Source organism: Pseudomonas sp. PDM20, from assembly GCF_014852575.3.
Taxonomy (GTDB): Bacteria; Pseudomonadota; Gammaproteobacteria; order Pseudomonadales; family Pseudomonadaceae; genus Pseudomonas.
Map to the genome: position 1 here is coordinate 416,099 of NZ_CM181224.1, position 18,251 is coordinate 434,349.

Annotated in this window: 20 protein-coding genes; 5 read left to right on the forward strand and 15 right to left on the reverse strand. The window is 66.6% G+C overall.

Annotation, left to right across the window (positions count from 1 at the left end):
* Positions 1–51: 51 nt before the first annotated feature.
* The 12 genes from IB261_RS02025 to IB261_RS02080 all read right to left on the reverse strand — a co-directional run bounded on the left by IB261_RS02025 (position 52) and on the right by IB261_RS02080 (position 9,584).
* A complete protein-coding gene (locus IB261_RS02025) occupies positions 52–306 on the reverse strand; it encodes a hypothetical protein (RefSeq protein WP_017520105.1) in 255 nt (84 codons plus the stop codon).
* A 44-nt stretch (positions 307–350) separates the two neighbouring features.
* Positions 351–674 carry a DUF3392 domain-containing protein gene (locus IB261_RS02030; RefSeq protein WP_017520106.1) on the reverse strand — a complete coding sequence of 108 codons (324 nt, stop codon included), beginning with the start codon at positions 672–674 and terminating at the stop codon, positions 351–353.
* 72 nt (positions 675–746) lie between these two features.
* Entirely contained in the window at positions 747–1,934 is a 1,188-nt protein-coding gene (gene hemW, locus IB261_RS02035; protein WP_192383345.1) for a radical SAM family heme chaperone HemW, read from the reverse strand.
* The gene (gene rdgB, locus IB261_RS02040; RefSeq protein WP_192383344.1) at positions 1,931–2,524 is read right to left on the reverse strand and encodes an RdgB/HAM1 family non-canonical purine NTP pyrophosphatase; all 594 of its coding nucleotides are present in this window, start codon (positions 2,522–2,524) and stop codon (positions 1,931–1,933) included. The genes hemW and rdgB overlap by 4 nt, the downstream gene beginning before the upstream one ends.
* On the reverse strand, positions 2,521–2,943 hold the full coding sequence (locus IB261_RS02045; RefSeq protein WP_081519584.1) for a DUF4426 domain-containing protein: 423 nt from the start codon (positions 2,941–2,943) through the stop codon (positions 2,521–2,523). Before IB261_RS02045 ends, rdgB begins: the two co-directional genes overlap by 4 nt.
* 34 nt (positions 2,944–2,977) lie before the next feature.
* A complete protein-coding gene (gene metW / locus IB261_RS02050) occupies positions 2,978–3,598 on the reverse strand; it encodes a methionine biosynthesis protein MetW (protein ID WP_151189053.1) in 621 nt (206 codons plus the stop codon).
* An 8-nt stretch (positions 3,599–3,606) separates the two neighbouring features.
* Positions 3,607–4,746 carry a homoserine O-succinyltransferase MetX gene (gene metX / locus IB261_RS02055; protein WP_081519586.1) on the reverse strand — a complete coding sequence of 380 codons (1,140 nt, stop codon included), beginning with the start codon at positions 4,744–4,746 and terminating at the stop codon, positions 3,607–3,609.
* Between the two features lie 98 nt (positions 4,747–4,844).
* Entirely contained in the window at positions 4,845–6,812 is a 1,968-nt protein-coding gene (locus IB261_RS02060) for a dynamin family protein (protein ID WP_081519587.1), read from the reverse strand.
* Between the two features lie 118 nt (positions 6,813–6,930).
* Entirely contained in the window at positions 6,931–7,221 is a 291-nt protein-coding gene (locus tag IB261_RS02065) for a DUF167 domain-containing protein (RefSeq protein ID WP_081519588.1), read from the reverse strand.
* A gap of 6 nt (positions 7,222–7,227) precedes the next feature.
* Entirely contained in the window at positions 7,228–7,821 is a 594-nt protein-coding gene (locus tag IB261_RS02070; protein ID WP_081519589.1) for a YggT family protein, read from the reverse strand.
* Positions 7,822–8,043: 222 nt separating this feature from the next.
* Positions 8,044–8,877: a pyrroline-5-carboxylate reductase gene (gene proC, locus IB261_RS02075; protein WP_192383343.1), complete on the reverse strand. Its 834-nt coding sequence runs from the start codon at positions 8,875–8,877 to the stop codon at positions 8,044–8,046.
* 17 nt (positions 8,878–8,894) lie between these two features.
* Positions 8,895–9,584 carry a YggS family pyridoxal phosphate-dependent enzyme gene (locus IB261_RS02080; RefSeq protein WP_081519687.1) on the reverse strand — a complete coding sequence of 230 codons (690 nt, stop codon included), beginning with the start codon at positions 9,582–9,584 and terminating at the stop codon, positions 8,895–8,897.
* 73 nt (positions 9,585–9,657) lie between these two features.
* Between IB261_RS02080 and pilT the strand changes: the two genes are divergently transcribed.
* From pilT to IB261_RS02105, 5 genes are all read left to right on the forward strand, one after another.
* Positions 9,658–10,692 carry a type IV pilus twitching motility protein PilT gene (gene pilT / locus IB261_RS02085; protein WP_017520118.1) on the forward strand — a complete coding sequence of 345 codons (1,035 nt, stop codon included), beginning with the start codon at positions 9,658–9,660 and terminating at the stop codon, positions 10,690–10,692.
* Between the two features lie 104 nt (positions 10,693–10,796).
* Positions 10,797–11,942 (forward strand): type IV pilus ATPase PilU, encoded by a 1,146-nt coding sequence (gene pilU / locus IB261_RS02090; protein WP_081519592.1) that lies wholly within the window; start codon positions 10,797–10,799, stop codon positions 11,940–11,942.
* Between the two features lie 77 nt (positions 11,943–12,019).
* The gene (locus IB261_RS02095) at positions 12,020–12,424 is read left to right on the forward strand and encodes an NINE protein (RefSeq protein WP_017520120.1); all 405 of its coding nucleotides are present in this window, start codon (positions 12,020–12,022) and stop codon (positions 12,422–12,424) included.
* A 163-nt stretch (positions 12,425–12,587) separates the two neighbouring features.
* Positions 12,588–13,961 (forward strand): pyridoxal-phosphate dependent enzyme, encoded by a 1,374-nt coding sequence (locus IB261_RS02100; RefSeq protein ID WP_192383342.1) that lies wholly within the window; start codon positions 12,588–12,590, stop codon positions 13,959–13,961.
* Complete coding sequence (locus tag IB261_RS02105) at positions 13,958–15,127, forward strand: trans-sulfuration enzyme family protein (RefSeq protein WP_151189059.1); 1,170 nt, start codon at positions 13,958–13,960, stop codon at positions 15,125–15,127. Before IB261_RS02100 ends, IB261_RS02105 begins: the two co-directional genes overlap by 4 nt.
* 170 nt (positions 15,128–15,297) lie before the next feature.
* Here IB261_RS02105 and IB261_RS02110 read toward each other — a convergent pair whose 3' ends face one another.
* Genes IB261_RS02110 through pyrR form a run of 3 tightly spaced genes read right to left on the reverse strand, consistent with a single transcriptional unit; the run spans position 15,298 to position 18,128 of the window.
* Entirely contained in the window at positions 15,298–16,569 is a 1,272-nt protein-coding gene (locus IB261_RS02110; RefSeq protein WP_081519596.1) for a dihydroorotase, read from the reverse strand.
* Positions 16,566–17,570 carry an aspartate carbamoyltransferase catalytic subunit gene (locus IB261_RS02115; protein WP_138213114.1) on the reverse strand — a complete coding sequence of 335 codons (1,005 nt, stop codon included), beginning with the start codon at positions 17,568–17,570 and terminating at the stop codon, positions 16,566–16,568. The genes IB261_RS02110 and IB261_RS02115 overlap by 4 nt, the downstream gene beginning before the upstream one ends.
* Before the next feature lie 45 nt (positions 17,571–17,615).
* Positions 17,616–18,128, reverse strand: coding sequence for a bifunctional pyr operon transcriptional regulator/uracil phosphoribosyltransferase PyrR (pyrR, locus tag IB261_RS02120; protein WP_081519598.1), 513 nt, complete (start codon positions 18,126–18,128; stop codon positions 17,616–17,618).
* Positions 18,129–18,251: the final 123 nt, after the last annotated feature.

Below are 18,251 nucleotides of genomic sequence, written 5' to 3' on the forward strand. Positions count from 1 at the left end.
CCGTACCGACCCGATCGCGGATGAATCCGCTCCTGCGCAGACGCAGGCCTTCTACTCGATCAACTCCGCCCCCAGCACGGTGGTCTCCGGCATGCGCATTGGCGCCGGGCTGATCTGCAGGTACTTGATGCTGGTGCGCGGGATGATCAGCAGGTCGCCGTCCACCTCGATGCTGATTACCGGCGACTCCATCTGCTTGCGGATGCCGCGGGCCACTTCGGCGGGGTCGTCGCTCTGTTGCGGGAAGCGCAGCGCCAGGCGCTGGCCATCGGAGAAGTGCAGGTAGAGATGCTTGATCGGCTTCATGTGTCCTCCGGCGGATGGGTGGCCAACCGCCGGAGGAACGCAGGTCAACTGCGGTCGGCGATCATGCCAATCACGAAGAACACTAGCAGCAGGACGGGGGCCAGGGTGTAGTTGTTGAAGTAACCCAGGCCCTTGGCCAGCCACGGGGTGACGAAGACCATCGCCAGGCCATAGCCGACGGCGCAGATCAGCACGAACAGCAGGGTGCGGAAGACGAAGTTCAGGCTGCCGATGCGTTGCTGTACCCAGGCGTTGATCGCCGGGCCGAACAGCACCAGCACGGTCGCCATGATCGCCAGGGCGATGTCGGACAGGTGGCCGCGGCACCAGCGGGAGACGTTGGCAATCAGGTCGAGCGCGAAGTCCATTGGGGCTCCTTGGGATTCAGAGTCGCCGGGGAGTGTACACGGCGGGCGACGGCAGCGTCGCCCGACGCCTTCTCAAGGCAGGAAGCGCTGCAACAGGTCGTTGAGGAACAGCTGGCCGCGCTCGGTCGGCGCCAGGCGCTGCGGATCGTTCACCAGCAGACCGTCCTGGCGTGCCTGGCGGCAGGCTTGCTCGATGGCGGCCAGTGGCAGGCCGGTGCGCTCGGCGAAGGCCGCCGCCGGCACGCCCTCGGTGAGTCGCAGGGCGTTCATCATGAACTCGAAGGGCAGGTCGTCCGCCTGCAGGCCGCGCTCGCCGGCCTGGAAGGGCTTGTCCGGGTTCAGGTAGTCCTTCGGCAGGCGGGTCTTCCAGGTGCGCAGGATGCGGCCTTGCGGCGTGCTCAGCTTGGCGTGGGCGCCGGCGCCGATGCCGAGGAAGTCGCCGAAGGTCCAGTAGTTCAGGTTGTGCCGCGCGCGCTTGCCGTCACGGGCATAGGCCGAGGTTTCGTACTGGGCGTAGCCCGCCTGGGCGAGCAGCGCCTGGCCGGCTTCCTGGATTTCCCACAGCTGGTCATCCTCGGGCAGTTCCGGCGGCTGGCTCCAGAACACCGTGTTCGGCTCCATGGTCAGCTGGTACCAGGACAGGTGCGTCGGCGCCAGGTCGACGGCCTGCTGCAGGTCGGCCAGGGCGTCGGCGACGCTCTGCTCCGGCAGGCCGTGCATCAGGTCCAGATTGAAGTTGTCGAAGCCGGCGCGGCGGGCCATTTCGGCGGCGCGTACTGCTTCGTCACCATCGTGGATGCGGCCCAGTGCCTTGAGTTTCTCGGCCTGGAAGCTCTGGATGCCGATGGACAGGCGGTTGATGCCCAGCGCCCGGTAGTCGGCGAACTTGGCCTGCTCGAAGGTGCCGGGGTTGGCCTCCAGGGTGATCTCGATGTCGCTCTCGAACCCGACTTGCCGCTCCAGGCCTGCGAGGATGCGGCCCAGCGCCCTGGCCGAGAACAGGCTGGGCGTGCCGCCGCCGAAGAAGATCGAGGTCAGCTTGCGGCTGTACACATAGCCCTGATCTGCCGTCAGGTCAGCCAGCAGCGCCTCGACGTAGGCGTCCTCGGGCAGCTCCGGGCCGGCGGCGTGGGAGTTGAAGTCGCAATAGGGGCATTTGCGCACGCACCAGGGGATGTGCACGTACGCCGACAGCGGTGGCAGGCGAAAGCCGGAAACCACCGGCCCTGCGTCGAGCCCGTGGCTTCCTGTCTGGCTCATAGACCCAGCCGCTGCTTCAGCAGGGCCATCGCGCGGGCGCGGTGGCTGATCTGGTTCTTGCGCTCGGGCGCCAACTCGGCGCTGGAGCACTCGGCTTCCGGCACCCAGAACAGCGGGTCGTAGCCGAAGCCATGCTCGCCGCGAGCTTCGCGCAGGATGCTGCCGTGCCAGAGGCCTTCGCAGAGGATCGGCAGCGGGTCGTCGGCGTGGCGGACCAGGGCCAGCACGCTGACGAACTGGGCGCCGCGTTGCTCATCCGGAACGTCCTTGAGGGCATCCAGCAGCTTGGCGTTGTTCGCCGCGTCACCCTTGCCGTCGGCATAGCGCGCGGAATAGATGCCCGGCGCACCGCCAAGGAAGTCCACCGCCAGGCCCGAGTCGTCGGCCAGCGCCGGCAGGCCGGAGATGCGCGCGGCATTGCGGGCCTTGAGGATGGCGTTCTCGACGAACGAGAGGCCGGTCTCTTCCGGTTCCACGTCGCTGAACTGGCCGATGGAGCGCACCTTCACGTGGGCTCCGAGCATGGCCTGGAGTTCCTTGAGCTTGCCGGCGTTGTGACTGGCCAGCACCAGTTGTTCGAGCTTGATCATTCGTCTGGGAAGATTTCCTGCATGAAATCGAAGCTTTGCGGGGCTTCGTTTCCGGACTGGACCTGGATGGAGAAGGTCAGGGTTTCGCGGCCTTCGATGGGGAACTGCGCCAGGTTGTAGACGGCGCCTTCCTCGACCACACGCTTGAAGGTCAGGGGGACGGTCTGTCCCATCAGGTTCTTCGCGGAGCCGGCGACGGTGACGTTGGCCGGCTTGCCGCTGGCGTCCAGCGGCACGATGTTGACCACGCCCTGGGCCTTGCTGCGTACCACGCCCACCGCTTGCGCGACATTGGGCTGGAGGAAGCTGGAATTGAACACGCTGTAGTGCACCTGCAGATCACCCAGGCGCTTCACCTGTTCGGCGAAGGCGGGCACGGCGAGGACCAGGCAGGCGAGGAAGGTAAGCAGGCGGCGCATGATGTTTCTCCCGGGCTCTATCAGATAGCCGCGATCAGACGGCGATGCGGTGGTCTTGCACGCCAGCGCCGCTGATCCGGTAGATGCCGATCTCACCCAACAGATTAGGCCAGATTCGCGAGGCCCAGCCATGCTGGTGCTCGTGGTCTACCGCCAGACGGTCGAGCACCTTCGCGTGCTGCTCGTGGCAGAGCGCCTCGAAGTCGCGGAAGGTGCAGAAGTGGATGTTCGGCGTGTTGTACCAAGTGTACGGAAGGAACTCCGACACCGGCATGCGGCCATTGCGCGCGAGGTACCAGCGGCAGCGCCAGTGACCGAAGTTGGGGAAGGTGATGATGCAGGTCTTGCCCACGCGCAGCATCTCCGCCAGCACCTTGTCCGGGTAGCGCAGGGCTTGCAGCGACTGGGTCATCACCACCACGTCGAAGCTGTCGCTGGCAAAGTTGCCCAGGCCCTTGTCCAGGTCCTGTTCGATGACGTTGACGCCGCGTTCGATGCATTTGGCGATCTTTTCGGAGTCGATCTCCAGGCCGTAGCCGCCGACCTGCTTGTGGTCGCGCAGCCAGGCGAGCAGCTCGCCATCGCCGCAGCCCAGGTCGAGCACGCGGCTGCCGGCGGGGATCCAGTCTTGGATGATTTCCAGGTCGGCGCGCATGGTGGTCCTTATACGCTGATGCGGTGCATGTAACCGCTGAAGGCTTGCAGGTAGCGCGGAATCGGCATCAGGAAGGCGTCGTGGCCTTGCGGTGCGTCGATTTCCAGGTAGCTGACGTTCTTCTTCGCCGCCAGCAGCGCGTCGACGATTTCCCGCGAGCGTGCCGGGGAAAAGCGCCAGTCGGTGGTGAAGGACATCAGGCAGAAGTCCGCCTTCACCCCCGCGAGGGTGCGCGCCAGGTCGTCGCCGTTGGCGGCGGCCGGGTCGAAGTAGTCCAGCGCCTTGGTCATCAGCAGGTAGGTGTTGGCGTCGAAGCGGGTGGAGAACTCCTCGCCCTGGTAGCGCAGGTAGCTTTCCACTTGGAACTCGACGCTGTGCAGGTCGTAGTTGAGCTTCTCCGACTTCATGTCGCGGCCGAACTTGGCGCCCATGGCGTCATCGGAGAGGTAGGTGATGTGCCCGACCATCCGCGCCAGGCGCAGGCCGCGCTTGGGAATCACGTCGTGCTCCTGGAAGTGGCCGCCGAAGAACTCCGGGTCCGAGAGGATGGCCTGGCGGGCGACTTCGTTGAAGGCGATGTTCTGCGCCGACAGCTTGGGTGCGCTGGCGATGCACAGGCAATGGCGCACGCGCTCGGGGTAGCTGATGGTCCACTGCAGCGCCTGCATGCCGCCCAGGCTGCCGCCGACGATGGCGGCCCAGCTGTGGATGCCGAGGCGGTCGGCCAGGCGTGCCTGGCTGTTGACCCAGTCTTCCACGGTGACCACCGGGAAGTCTGCGCCGTAGGTCTTGCCGGTGGCAGGGTTGAGGCTGGTCGGCCCGGTGGAGCCGTTGCAGCCGCCCAGGTTGTTCAGCGCGACGACGAAGAACTTGCGGGTGTCGATGGGCTTGCCCGGACCGATGCAGCTGTCCCACCAGCCCGGCTTGCGCTCATCCTCGCTGTGGTAGCCGGCGGCGTGGTGATGGCCGGAAAGGGCGTGGCAGATCAGCACGGCGTTGCTCGCCGTGGCGTTCAGCTCGCCGTAGGTCTCGATCACCAGTTGGTATTCGGGCAGGGTCTTGCCGCAGGCCAGGGGCAGCGGTTCGTTGAACTGCAGCGTCTGGGGGGTGACCAGACCGACGGAATCTTCGGGGAAGACTGTTGGCATCGACCCAGCTCATGAATAAAAAAGGACGGCCAGTCTAAAGAGCGCCGCCCCCTGCGGCAAGCGCACTCGGAAGCGGCAGGGCGGGCGCGGCGCGGGGTTCAGGCGCGCTGCGAGGTGGGCAGGGTGACGACCTTGGCCTGGCGTTGCAGCGGCGCCGGGCGGCGCAGTTGGCGGAGGATGTCGGTGGCCTCGGTGAGCTGCTGTTCCAGCTCCTCGGTATAGCGCCCCAGCAGCAGCGAGCGCTGCCGCGCCTGCTGGGTTTCCTGGGCCAGGGCCTTGAGGCGCAGCATGTGGGTTTCCAGCATCTGCTTGTGTTCCAGGCTGTACTGCATCAGCGGCATCAGGGCGTCGGCGGCCCATTGCTCGGCTTCCTCGCGCAGGCGCTGGTGCAGGCCGATGACTTCCTGGGCGACGGTGGCGAAGAAGCGCCGGGTCAGCAGGCGCTGCTCGGTGAGCAGGGTTTTGAGGTGCAGGCGGAAGCGGTCGGCCTTCTCCTGCAGCTTGGCGAGGTCGCGCAGGTAGCGCTGGACGCGGAACTGCGGGGCGTCCAGGGCGTTGAGCGGGTTTTCCTCGTTGTGCCGCTGGTAGATGGCCGCGACCATGCGGTTGGCGGTTTCGGCTTCGTGGCCGAGGGCGACCAGGTCGCCTTCCACGGTACGGAAGAACTGCAGGATGGCCTGGTGGATGCCGACCGTGGTCCAGCTACCGCGCAGCTTGTCGTGGACCTTCTTCAGGTGCTGTTCCAGGCGCTCGGCGCGCACTGCCTCGCGCAACTGCTCGCCCTGGTGGCGCAGCAGGCGCTGGTTGGTCTTCAGGCTGAGCAGACGCTTGTGGTGCAGGTTGTGGTCGTCCTTGGTCCGCGCGGTCAGCTCGAACAGCAGCTGGCCGCTGTCCTGCTGCTGGTCGTTGAGCAGCGCCTGCTGCTCCTTCACCTTGTCCAGGCGCACGCGCAGGCTGTGCTGGCTGTTGTTGACCAGCGCCAGCACCTGGCCGACCACGGCGGTTTCCAGCAGACGTTCCTTCTGCGCGACGATGCGCTCGCAGAGCAGGTCCTCCAGGGACTCCATCTGGCTGCGCGCGAGCAGTTCGCGGTCGCCGCGTACCTTGGCCAGCAGCGCCTGCTTGGCCGACAGCGGCAGCACGTCCTCGCGGGCGATGCCCAGCTGGCGCGCGGTGGTGTCCTGGATGTGGCGGATGGCGTTCTGCACGAAGGCTTCGCCGGCCAGGTCGTCCCAGAGCACGTCGATCTTGTTCAGCACCGCATAAAGGGTGGTATGGCCGTCCTCGCCGAGCTGGCGCACGTGGTCCTGCCAGATCGCCATGTCGGAAGCGCTGACGCCGGTATCGGCGGCCAGCAGGAAGAGGATCGATTGCGCGCTGGGCAGCATCGACAGGGTCAGCTCCGGCTCACTGCCCAGGGCGTTGAGGCCGGGGGTGTCGAGGATGCGCAGGCCCTGGCGCAGCAGCGGATGGTCGAAGTTGACCAGCGCGTGGCGCCACGCCGGCACCAGCACGATGCCGGGCTTGTCGGTGGCTTCGAGCATGTCCGGGTGGAAACCCAGCTGGATCGCCTGTTCCACCGGCAGCGGCTTGGTCTTGGCGACCTGGGCGAAGGCCTCGGCCATGTTCGCCGGGTCGGAGGTATCCAGCGGGATGTTCACCCAGTGCCGCGGGATTCGCTTGAACTGCGCGACGCTGGCATCGGCGACGCGGGTCTCGATGGGCAGCAGGCGGATGTACGGGCGCTCCGAGCGCGGGTCGAAGAACAGCTCGGTGGGGCACATGGTGGTGCGCCCGGCCTGGGACGGCAGCATGCGGCGACCGAATCCTGCGAAGAACAGGCTGTTGATCAGCTCGGTCTTGCCGCGCGAGTACTCGCCGACGAAGGCCAGGGTGATGTGGTCGACGCGCAGCAGGCGCAGGGTGCGTTCGAGACGGTTCTCGATTTCCGGGGTATTCAGCCGGGCGCGCTCAAGCCAGCTGCGATAGCGGGTGATCTCGCGGACCAGCTCGCGCTTCCAGGTGACGTAGGCATCGATCTGCTGACTGAGACGTTCCATGCTCATCCGGGCGTTCCTTGGGCTGGCGCGTCCTGCGCGGGGAATGGATGGCGTGGATTATGCGTCGGGGCGTAGGAATAGCAATTGGCCTACAGCACATTCCTACACGTAAGGTCGGCCAAGGTTACTGAGCGGCTATCCCGAGTTCTGCCGGAAGTTTCGTCGGACGGGGAATGCGCACGCGCTTCTGGCGGTTCAGTTCGCCGCTTTCCAGCTTCACCGCGCTTTTCGGTACGCCGAAGGCCTTGCCGAGGAAGGCCAGCAGGTGGGCGTTGGCCTTGCCTTCGACTGGTGGCGCGGTGAGGCGGATCTTCAGGCGCTCACCGTGCAGCCCGGCGAACTCGTCGCGGCTCGCCTTGGGCTGCAGGTGGCAGTCGAGGATCAGGTCCTCGCCGTCCCAGTGATAGAACGGCATGCCTGCTTACATGAAGGGCGAAAGGATCTGCGGCATCCCGGTCATCGCGGCCAGGTTGCCGATCACCAGCATGTCGATCAGCTTCAGCGCGATGAACGCGAAGATCGGCGAGATATCCAGCCCGCCGAGGTTCGGCAGCAGCTTGCGGAAGGGCGCCAGGAAGGGCTCGCAGATCTGGTTTACCAACTGGGCGCCGGGGTTGTAGCTGCCCGGAGCGACCCAGGAGAGGATCACGCTGATGATCAGGGCGAAGAAGAAGATCTTCAGGAACAGCGAGGTCACCGCGATGATCGACCACACCAGCAGTTGCAGGATGTAGCCGCCGACGCCGTAGCCCATCAGGGTCAGGGTGATGACCATCAGCACCAGCTGGACCAGGATCGCCAGCACCAGCGAGGCGAAGTCGATGCCGCCGAAGCCGGGGATGACGCGGCGCAGCGGGTTCAGCAGCGGCTTGGTGGCGCGCACGATGAACTGGCTGAGCGGGTTGTAGAAGTCGGCGCGGACCAGCTGCAGGATGAAGCGCAGCAGCACGATCAGCAGGTACAGGCTGCCAAGTGTCTGGATCACATAGATGGCGGCTGTGGAAAGTCCGGTCATTGGGCGGTCCTTGGTGAACGTTGGGCGCCGGCGCGCAGGGCCGGGCGAATCGGGCGGTCGGTCAACGACGGCGCTGTAACGCCATACTGTAGGGAATTCATCGTCGCCGGTCGCGTGTAAGTGTGTTTCGTCACGTGCAAATTCAATCCCGCGTGGCGATCAGGGGTTGTCTGTCACAGGCGGGAGCGGGGCGACCGTCCATGGTCGCCTGCGACGCGGCAATCAGCGGCCCAGTTGTTCGGCCAGCTCGGCGGAGCGGTGATCGGCGGCGCCGACTGCCTTCTCCACCAGCGCCTCGAAACCGTTGGCCTGGAAGGTGCTGATGGCCGCTTCGGTGGTGCCCTTGGGCGAGGTCACACGACGGCGCAGTTCGGCCGGGTCGACATCGCTGGTGGTGGCCATCTGTGCGGCGCCCAGGGCGGTCTGGCGGGCCAGTTGGCCGGCGACTTCGCGGGACAGGCCGAGCTTCTCACCGGCGGTGGTCATGGCTTCCATCAGCAGGAAGAAGTAGGCAGGGCCGCTGCCGGAGACGGCGGTGACCGCGTCGATCTGGCGCTCCTCGTCGAGCCACAGGGCGATGCCCACGGCGCTCAGCAGTTGCTCCGCCTGCTCGCGCTGGGCGGCGCTGACGCTGGCGTTGGGGTACAGGCCGCTGGCACCCAGGCCGACCAGCGCCGGGGTGTTGGGCATGCAGCGGACGATGGCGCGCGGTTGGCCGTTCACCTCGCCCAGCCAGCGTTCGAGGCTGGCGCAGGGGATGCCGGCGGCGATGGAGACGATCAGCGCGTTCTCGCTCAGCGACGGCGCCAGCGCCAGGCAGACGTCCTTCATGACCTGCGGCTTGACCGCCAGGACCACCACATCGGCACCGGCCACGGCGCTGGCGTTGTCGCCGACCACTTCGATGCCGTGCTCGGCGGCGATCTTCGCGCGCTGCTCGGCGCCCGGATCGCTGGCGCGGATGTCGCGCGCGGCGACGCCCTTGGCGCGCAGGCCACCGATGAGACTGGCGGCCATGTTGCCGGCGCCGATGAAGGCAATGCGGGTGCTGCTCATGGAGTCGCTTCCTTTATTCAGTGGGAGGCGCCGTAGTCGCGGGCGCCGAACAGGGCGGTACCGATCCGCACCCAGGTGGCGCCTTCGCCGATGGCGGCTTCGAGGTCGTGGCTCATGCCCATGGACAGGGTGTCCAGGCCGAGATTCAGGGCTTGCATCAGCTCGCGCAGGCGGGCGAACGCGGCGTGCTGCGCGGCAATGTCCTCGGTGGGTTCGGGGATGGCCATCAGGCCGCGCAGTTTCAGGTGGGGCAGTTGCGCAACCGCCTGGGCGAGGGCGGGCAGCTCGGCAGGGGAGCAGCCGGACTTGCTGTCCTCGCCGCTGACATTCACCTGCAGCAGCACGTTCAGCGGCGGCAGGTTCGCCGGGCGCTGCTCGGAGAGGCGCTGGGCGACCTTCAGGCGGTCCACCGAATGCACCCAGTCGAAGTGCTCGGCGATCGGCCGGGTCTTGTTCGACTGGATGGGGCCGATGAAATGCCAGGTCAGCGGCAGGTCGGCCAGTTCGGCCTGCTTGAGCAGGGCTTCCTGCAGGTAGTTCTCGCCAAAATCGGCCAGGCCGCAGGCAAACGCTTCGCGGATCGCGGCGGCGGGTTTGGTCTTGCTCACGGCAAGCAACTGCACCGAGTCAGGCGTGCGATTTTTCGCTTGTTCCGCCTCACGGATTCGTACGCGAACCTTTGCAATATTCTCTGCTATCGTGGACATTACCGTCGCTTTTCCGCCCGGCTGCTGCGTGTTCTGCGGCATTCTACCTGCTTGCTCTTGATTGGGGAGTCCCATGGATATTACCGAGCTGCTCGCCTTCAGCGCCAAGCAGGGCGCTTCGGACCTGCACCTCTCGGCCGGCCTGCCGCCGATGATCCGCGTCGACGGCGATGTTCGCCGCATCAACCTGCCGCCGCTGGAGCACAAGCAGGTTCACGCGCTGATCTACGACATCATGAACGACAAGCAGCGCAAGGATTACGAAGAGTTCCTGGAAACCGACTTCTCCTTCGAAGTGCCGGGCGTCGCCCGCTTCCGGGTCAACGCCTTCAACCAGAACCGCGGCGCCGGCGCCGTGTTCCGGACCATTCCCTCCAAGGTACTGACCATGGAAGACCTGGGGATGGGCGAAGTGTTCAAGCGCGTCTCCGACGTGCCGCGCGGCCTGGTCCTGGTGACCGGCCCGACCGGTTCGGGCAAGTCCACCTCGCTGGCGGCGATGCTCGACTACCTGAATAACACCAAGTACAGCCACATCCTCACCGTCGAAGACCCGATCGAATTCGTCCACGAGTCGAAGAAGTGCCTGGTCAACCAGCGCGAAGTGCACCGCGACACCCTCGGCTTCAACGAGGCCCTGCGCTCGGCACTGCGTGAAGACCCGGACATCATCCTGGTGGGTGAGATGCGCGACCTGGAGACCATCCGCCTGGCGCTGACCGCCGCGGAAACCGGCCACCTGGTCTTCGGCACCCTGCACACCACCTCCGCGGCCAAGACCATCGACCGTATCGTCGACGTGTTCCCCGCCGAGGAGAAATCCATGGTCCGCTCCATGCTCTCCGAATCCCTGCAGGCGGTGATTTCCCAGACCCTGCTGAAGAAGATCGGCGGCGGTCGTGTTGCGGCCCACGAGATCATGATCGGCACCCCGGCGATTCGTAACCTGATCCGCGAGGACAAGGTCGCGCAGATGTACTCCGCCATCCAGACCGGCGGCGCGATCGGCATGCAGACCCTCGACATGTGCCTCAAGGGCCTGGTCGCCAAGGGCCTGGTGACCCGCGACGCGGCGAAAGAAAAAGCCAAGATCCCGGAAAACTTCTAAATCCCACCGGGCCCTTGCGGCCCGGCGCACGGAGCGCGCCACACGCACCCGCTTCGTGATCCGACAGCCCTGTCGTAGTCAGCGTGAACTCGGCGAGAAAGATCATGGAATTCGAGAAGCTGTTGCGCCTGATGGTGGAAAAGGGAGCCTCCGACCTGTTCATCACGGCGGGCGTGCCGCCTTCGATGAAGGTCAACGGCAAGGTACTGCCGGTCACCAAGACCGCCCTGTCGCCGGAGCAGACCCGCGAGACCGTGCTGTCGGTGATGAACGAGCAGCAGCGCCGCGACTTCGCCGAGAACCACGAGTGCAACTTCGCCATCAGCGCCCGTGGCGTCGGCCGTTTCCGTGTCAGCGCCTTCTACCAGCGCAACCTGGTGGGCATGGTGCTGCGCCGCATCGAGACCAACATCCCGACCATCGATGACCTGAAGCTGCCGGAAATCCTCAAGAAGCTGGCGATGACCAAACGCGGCCTGGTGATCTTCGTCGGTGCCACCGGCACCGGTAAGTCCACCTCGCTGGCGGCGATGATCGGCTACCGCAACAAGAACTCCACCGGCCACATCATCTCCATCGAAGACCCCATCGAGTACATCCACCAGCACCAGGGCTGCATCGTCACCCAGCGTGAAGTGGGCCTGGATACCGATACCTTCGAGGTGGCCCTGAAGAACACCCTGCGCCAGGCGCCGGACGTGATCATGATCGGTGAGGTGCGCTCGCGCGAGACCATGGACCACGCCGTGGCCTTCGCCGAAACCGGCCACCTGTGCCTGGCGACCCTGCACGCCAACAACGCCAACCAGGCGCTGGAGCGGATCATCCACTTCTTCCCGGCCGACCGGCACGGCCAGGTGTGGATGGACCTGTCGCTCAACCTCAAGGCCATCGTCGCCCAGCAACTGGTGCCCACCCCGGACGGCAAGGGCCGCCGCGCGGTGATCGAGGTCCTGCTGAACACCCCGCTGGCCGCCGACCTGATCCGCAAGGGCGAGGTCCACGAGCTCAAGCCGCTGATGAAGCGCTCCACCGAGCAGGGCATGCAGACCTTCGACCAGGCGCTGTACCAGCTCTACACCCAGGGCGAGATCACCTACGAAGATGCGCTGGCCTATGCCGACTCGGCGAACGACCTGCGCCTGATGATCAAGCTGGGTTCGGAGACCGACGCCGACCACCTGACCACCATGACCCAGGGCCTGACCCTGGAGATGAGCGAAGACGATCCCAACCGTCGTTTCCGCTGATCCTGCTCCTTGAGAAGCCCGCCCCGTGCGGGCTTTTCGTTTATGCTGATGACCTTGTAACGCAACGGGAGAAAGGCATGTCCGCCAACCCTGACACCCATAGCAAGGTCATCGGCTACCTGCTGTGGATCTTCGGCTTCACCGGCTCGCACCGCTTCTACTACGGCCGGCCGATCACCGGCACCATCTGGTTCTTCACCCTCGGCCTGTTCTTCATCGGCTGGATCATCGACCTGTTCCTCATTCCCTCCATGGATGACGCGGCGGACCAGCGTTACCGCTCCGGCGGGGTGGACTACAACGTCGCCTGGATCCTGCTGACTTTCCTCGGCGTGTTCGGCGTGCACCGCATGTACATGGGCAAGTGGCTCACAGGCATCCTCTACCTGTTCACCGGCGGGCTGTTCTTCATCGGCGTGCTGTATGACTTCTGGACGCTGAACAGCCAGATTTCCGAGCGCAACGGGCCGCAGCGAATCTGATCCGGAGCAATCCTTCAGGTAATGCCGCACCTTTCGCACACCTTCTGCCTCGCCGTCTTTCGTCGCGCCACCTGGCGCGACCTGTGCCTCCCGCCTAAGGTCAGGAGGACAGTAGCAGGCGCCGCCGGGCGATCCCCGTGGCGCCGCAGAAGGAGTGGCTGCCATGAGCAACGAATCCCGCCCTGCCGTACTCGACCTGATCGGCAATACCCCCATGGTCCGCGTGACGCGCTTCGATACCGGACCCTGCACCCTGTTCCTCAAGCTTGAATCGCAGAACCCCGGCGGCTCCATCAAGGACCGCATCGGCGTCGCCATGATCGAGGCCGCCGAGCGTGACGGCCGGCTCAGGCCCGGTGGCGTGATCGTCGAAGCCACCGCCGGCAACACCGGCCTGGGCCTGGCACTGGTCGGCCGCGCCAAGGGCTACCGGGTAGTGCTGGTGGTGCCGGACAAAATGTCCACCGAGAAGGTCCTGCACCTGCGCGCCATGGGCGCCGAGGTACACATCACCCGCTCCGACGTCGGCAAGGGCCATCCCGAGTATTACCAGGACGTCGCGGCGCGGCTGGCGAAAGACCTGCCCGACGCCTTCTTCGCCGACCAGTTCAACAACCCCGCCAACCCGCTGGCCCACGAGACCGGCACCGGCCCGGAAATCTGGGCGCAGACCGGCCATGACCTCGACGCCGTGGTGGTCGGTGTCGGCTCCGCCGGCACGCTGACCGGGCTCACGCGCTTCTTCCAGAAGGTCCAGCCCGAGCTGGAAATGGTCCTGGCCGACCCGGTGGGCTCGATCATGGCCGAGTACTCGCGCTCCGGTGCCATCGGCACGCCCGGTTCCTGGGCGGTCGAGGGCATCGGCGAAGACTTCGTGCCGTCGATTGCCGACCTCTCCAGCGTGCGCCATGCCTACTCGATCAGTGACGAGGAAAGCTTCGCCACCGCCCGCGAGCTGCTGCGCAACGAAGGCATCGCCGCCGGTTCGTCCACCGGCACGCTGCTGGCCGCCGCGCTGCGTTTCTGCCGCGAGCAGAAGGAACCCAAGCGCGTGGTCAGCCTGGTCTGCGACACCGGCACGCGCTACCTGTCGAAGATCTACAACGACCAGTGGATGACCGACCAAGGCCTGCTGCAGCGCAAGCACTACGGCGACCTGCGTGACATCATCGCGCGGCGTTTCGAAGAAGGGCGGGTGGTCAGTGTCGGCCCCGGCGACACCCTGCTCACCGCCTTCCAGCGCATGCGCCTGGCGGACATCTCCCAGCTCCCCGTGCTCGACGGCAAGCGCCTGGTGGGTGTGATCGACGAGTCCGACATCCTCATGGGCGTGCATGACGACCCGGCGCACTACCGTTGCGAAGTCTCCAGCGCCATGAGCGACGCTCCGGAAACCCTGGCCCCCGGTGCCAGCCTCGGCGAACTGGAAGCCGTGCTCGGCCGCGGCCTGGTGGCCATCATCGCCGACGCCTCGGGCTTCCACGGCCTGATCACAAGATTCGACCTGCTCAACCATTTGCGGAGGACCCTCGCATGAGCCAGCACGACGACCGCCTCGGTTTCGCCACCCGCGTGATCCACGCCGGGCAGGAGCCGGACCCGTCCACCGGGGCGATCATGCCGCCGATCTACGCCAACTCCACCTACCGCCAGGAAAGCCCCGGCGTGCACAAGGGGCTCGACTACGGCCGCTCGCACAACCCCACGCGCTGGGCGCTGGAGCGCTGCGTGGCGGACCTGGAGGGCGGCAGCAAGGCGTTCGCCTTCGCCTCGGGGCTGGCGGCGATCTCGGCGGTACTGGAACTGCTCGACGCCGGCTCGCACATCGTTTCCGGCAACGACCTCTACGGCGGCACCTTCCGCCTGTTCGAGCGGGTGCGCCGGCGCAGCGCCGGGCACGACTTCCACTTCGCCGACCTGGCCCAGCCCGGCGCCCTGGAAGCGGCGCTGACCGACAAGACGCGCATGGTCTGGGTGGAAACCCCGAGCAACCCGCTGCTGCGCCTGACCGACCTGGCCGCCATCGCCCGCACCTGCCGCGAGCGCGGCATCCTCTGCGTGGCCGACAACACCTTCGCCAGCCCCTATGTGCAGCGCCCGCTGGACCTGGGCTTCGACATCGTCGTGCACTCCACCACCAAGTACCTCAATGGCCACTCCGACGTCATCGGCGGCATCGCCATCGTCGGCGACAACCCCGACCTCGCCGAACGCCTGGGCTTCCTGCAGAACTCGGTGGGCGCCATCGCCGGCCCGTTCGACGCCTTCCTCACCCTGCGCGGGGTGAAGACCCTGGCCCTGCGCATGGAGCGCCACTGCGCCAATGCACTGGACTTGGCGAAATGGCTGGAACAGCAACCGCAGGTGAAGCGCGTCTATTACCCCGGCCTGCCGTCACACCCGCAGCATGAACTGGCGCGCACGCAGATGAAGGGCTTCGGCGGGATGATCTCGCTGGACCTGGACACCGACCTCGCCGGCTCGCGGCGCTTCCTGGAGAACGTCCAGCTGTTCGCCCTGGCGGAAAGCCTGGGCGGCGTGGAAAGCCTGATCGAGCACCCGGCAATCATGACCCACGCCAGCATCCCGCCGGAGAACCGCGCGGCGCTGGGGATCGGCGATTCGCTGATTCGCCTGTCGGTGGGGGTGGAGGATGTAGAAGACCTGCGCGCCGATCTGGCCAAGGCCCTGGCGATGATCTGAAGCACGAGATGCATTTGTAGGATGGAGCGAAGCAATACCCATTACTTGCAGCACCCTGTAGGAGCGGGCCATGCCCGCGATCGCGCGCATGGCGCGCTCCTGCACGGGATTCGCCGTATGAAAAGAAAAAGCCCGCCAATCGGCGGGCTTTTTCATGGGACGGCGGAGCGTTACACCGCGTGGACGATGTGCCCGTCCACCAGGGTGCAGCGCACCACGCCCGGCAGGCAGTGGCCGAGGAACGGGCAGTTCTGGCCGCGGGAGTGCCAGGTCTCGCCGGCCAGGGTCTGGCCGTCGGCTTCGAACAGCACCACGTCCGCTGCCGCGCCGATGGCCAGCTTGCCGGCCGGCAGGCGCAGTGCGGCGGCAGGGCCGCTGGAGAGGCGCGCGAGCAGGGTCGGCAGGTCGAGCAGGCCGTCCTGCACCAGGGTCATGGCCAGCGGCAGCAGCAGTTCGACACTGCTGATGCCCGGGTCGGTCGCGGCGAACGGTGCGTTCTTGGCGTCCGCCTCGTGGGGCTGGTGGTGGCTGGCGATGGCCTGGATCACGCCGCTCTTCACCGCTTCGCGCAGGGCGTCGCGGTCCTTGCGCGAGCGCAGCGGCGGTTGCACGTGGTACAGGCTGGAGAAGTCCGCCAGTGCCTCGTCGGTAAGGATCAGCTGATACAGCGCCACATCGGCGGTGACCGGCAGGCCACGGGCCTGGGCCTGAGCGATCATCTCGACGCCACGGGCGCTGGTCAGCTGGCTGAAGTGCGCACGCACGCCGGACTGCTCCACCAGCAGCAGGTTGCGGGCCAGGGCCACGGTCTCGGCGGTTTCCGGGATGCCGGCCAGGCCGCGGAAGCTGGCAGTCGGGCCTTCGTGGGCGATGCCGTCGGCCGCCAGTTCGGCGTCCTGGGAGGTGAACACCACGGTCAGGTCGAAGGTCGCCGCGTATTCCAGCGAACGCAGCAGCACGCGGTTGCTCGCCATCGGCGCCAGGCCGTTGGTGAAGGCCACACAGCCGGCGTCGCGCAGGGCGACCAGCTCGGACAGTTGCTCACCGGCGAGCCCTTTGGTCAGCGCACCGATGGGGAAGACCTTGGCGTTGCCGGCTTCGCGGGCGCGGTCGAGGATCAGCTCGGCGACGGCGGAGGTGTCCAGCACCGGCTTGGTCTGCGGCGGGAAGCACAGGCTGGTGACGCCACCGGCAGCGGCGGCGCGGGTTTCGCTTTCGATGCTGCCCTTGCGGCTGTAGCCCGGCTCGCGCAGGGCGACGCTCAGGTCCACCAGGCCGGGCGCGGCGGTCAGGCCGGCGGCGTCGATTTCCTGGGCGGCGTGGAAGCCTTCGGGGGCGTCGCCGATGGCGACGATGCGGCCGGCCTCGATGTGCAGGTCGCAGACCTTGTCCAGGCCGCTGGCCGGGTCGATCAGGTGGGCGCCACGAATGCTGACGGTCATTGCGCGTCCTCCTGTTCCAGCTGGCGTTGGGCGTTCTGGCCGCTCATGGCCATGGACAGCACGGCCATGCGGATGGCGATGCCGTAGGTGACCTGGTTGAGGATCACCGACTGTTCGCCGTCAGCCACGGCGGAATCGATCTCCACGCCGCGGTTGATCGGGCCGGGGTGCATGACGATGGCGTCGGGCTTGGCCAGTTGCAGGCGCTTCTGGGTCAGGCCGTAGAGCTTGAAGAACTCGCCTTCGCTGGGCAGCAGGCCGCCGGCCATGCGCTCGCGCTGCAGGCGCAGCATGATCACCACGTCGACGTCCTTCAGGCCTTCGTTGGCGTCGGTGAACACCTTCACCCCGTACTGGTCTTCCAGGCCCACCGGCAGCAGGGTGCGCGGGGCGATGACGCGGATGTCCGGGCAGCCGAGGGTCTTCAGCGCCAGCATGTCGGAGCGCGCCACCCGCGAGTGCAGGATGTCGCCGACGATGGCCACCGAGAGGTTCTCGAAGCTGCCCTTGTGGCGACGGATGGTGAGCATGTCGAGCATGCCCTGGGTCGGGTGGCCGTGGCGGCCGTCGCCGCCGTTGATCACGGCGACGTTGGGGCTGACGTGCTCGGCGATGAAGTGCGCGGCGCCCGAGTCGCTGTGGCGCACGACGAACATGTCGGCGGCCATGGCCTCGAGGTTGCGCAGGGTGTCGGTGAGCGTCTCGCCCTTGCTGGTCGAGGAGGTCGACACGTTCAGCGAGATGACGTCGGCGGACAGGCGCTGGGCGGCCAGTTCGAAGGTGGTGCGGGTGCGCGTGGAGTTCTCGAAGAACACGTTGCACACGGTCTTGCCGCGCAGCAGCGGGACTTTCTTCACCGCGCGGGCGCCGACTTCGAGGAAGGAGTCGGCGGTATCGAGGATTTCAGTCAGCAGTTCGCGGGACAACCCGTCGAGCGAGAGGAAGTGGCGCAGCTGGCCCAGGTCGTTGAGCTGCAGCGGGCGCTTGGCGTCGGTCGGCATGTGGCAGGCCCTGAAAGTTGGGGGTGGAGGTCCGGGCGCGCGGAGTTACAGCGCGGTGCTGAGAAGCGTGCGCTCGAGGACGAGTGGTGCGGGACCGCGCAATTTTACCCGCTCGTTGGGTGCCAGGGACAGGGTTTCGCCGACGATATCCGGGCGAATGGGCAGCTCGCGCTTGTTCAGGTCCACCAGGCTGACCAGGGTCACGCTGGCCGGGCGGCCGTAGTCGAACAGCTCGTTGAGCGCGGCGCGGATGGTCCGGCCGCTCATCAGCACGTCGTCCACCAGCACCAGGTGCTGGCCGTCGATCTCGAAGGGCAGTTCCGACGGACGGACCTGCGGGTGCAGGCCGCTGCGGCTGAAATCGTCGCGGTAGAAGGAGACGTCGAGGATGCCGAGGATCTCGTCGCTGCCCAGTGCCTTGAGCAGTTCCTGGGCGACCCAGATGCCGCCGGTGTGGATGCCGACGAAGCGCGGCGAGTCGATCCCGCGCTGCGCGAGGTAGTTGCGCAGGTCGGTAGCCATGCGGGGGATGAGTTCGGCGGGGCTGGGCAGGGTCATGACGTCTCCGGTTCGGTTGGCGAGGCCACCCGGCGCGGGCGGCCATCGGGGCGGACCGTTCCGGGAAGGAGTGGTCCGGCAAGCTTAGTGGCTTTCGCTCCCCTGGCGCTGCTTCAGGTCAAG

Coding starts and splice junctions, on each gene's coding strand:
- IB261_RS02105 (WP_151189059.1), top strand. CDS start 13,958: ATGAGCCAGCACGACGACCGCCTCGGTTTCGCCACCCGCGTGATCCAC.
- metX (WP_081519586.1), bottom strand. CDS start 4,746: ATGCCAACAGTCTTCCCCGAAGATTCCGTCGGTCTGGTCACCCCCCAG.
- IB261_RS02095 (WP_017520120.1), top strand. CDS start 12,020: ATGTCCGCCAACCCTGACACCCATAGCAAGGTCATCGGCTACCTGCTG.
- proC (WP_192383343.1), bottom strand. CDS start 8,877: ATGAGCAGCACCCGCATTGCCTTCATCGGCGCCGGCAACATGGCCGCC.
- IB261_RS02070 (WP_081519589.1), bottom strand. CDS start 7,821: ATGACCGGACTTTCCACAGCCGCCATCTATGTGATCCAGACACTTGGC.
- IB261_RS02025 (WP_017520105.1), bottom strand. CDS start 306: ATGAAGCCGATCAAGCATCTCTACCTGCACTTCTCCGATGGCCAGCGC.
- IB261_RS02045 (WP_081519584.1), bottom strand. CDS start 2,943: ATGCGCCGCCTGCTTACCTTCCTCGCCTGCCTGGTCCTCGCCGTGCCC.
- pilU (WP_081519592.1), top strand. CDS start 10,797: ATGGAATTCGAGAAGCTGTTGCGCCTGATGGTGGAAAAGGGAGCCTCC.
- IB261_RS02080 (WP_081519687.1), bottom strand. CDS start 9,584: ATGTCCACGATAGCAGAGAATATTGCAAAGGTTCGCGTACGAATCCGT.
- IB261_RS02100 (WP_192383342.1), top strand. CDS start 12,588: ATGAGCAACGAATCCCGCCCTGCCGTACTCGACCTGATCGGCAATACC.
- rdgB (WP_192383344.1), bottom strand. CDS start 2,524: ATGATCAAGCTCGAACAACTGGTGCTGGCCAGTCACAACGCCGGCAAG.
- IB261_RS02065 (WP_081519588.1), bottom strand. CDS start 7,221: ATGCCGTTCTATCACTGGGACGGCGAGGACCTGATCCTCGACTGCCAC.
- IB261_RS02030 (WP_017520106.1), bottom strand. CDS start 674: ATGGACTTCGCGCTCGACCTGATTGCCAACGTCTCCCGCTGGTGCCGC.
- pilT (WP_017520118.1), top strand. CDS start 9,658: ATGGATATTACCGAGCTGCTCGCCTTCAGCGCCAAGCAGGGCGCTTCG.
- hemW (WP_192383345.1), bottom strand. CDS start 1,934: ATGAGCCAGACAGGAAGCCACGGGCTCGACGCAGGGCCGGTGGTTTCC.
- pyrR (WP_081519598.1), bottom strand. CDS start 18,128: ATGACCCTGCCCAGCCCCGCCGAACTCATCCCCCGCATGGCTACCGAC.
- IB261_RS02110 (WP_081519596.1), bottom strand. CDS start 16,569: ATGACCGTCAGCATTCGTGGCGCCCACCTGATCGACCCGGCCAGCGGC.
- IB261_RS02060 (WP_081519587.1), bottom strand. CDS start 6,812: ATGAGCATGGAACGTCTCAGTCAGCAGATCGATGCCTACGTCACCTGG.
- metW (WP_151189053.1), bottom strand. CDS start 3,598: ATGCGCGCCGACCTGGAAATCATCCAAGACTGGATCCCCGCCGGCAGC.
- IB261_RS02115 (WP_138213114.1), bottom strand. CDS start 17,570: ATGCCGACCGACGCCAAGCGCCCGCTGCAGCTCAACGACCTGGGCCAG.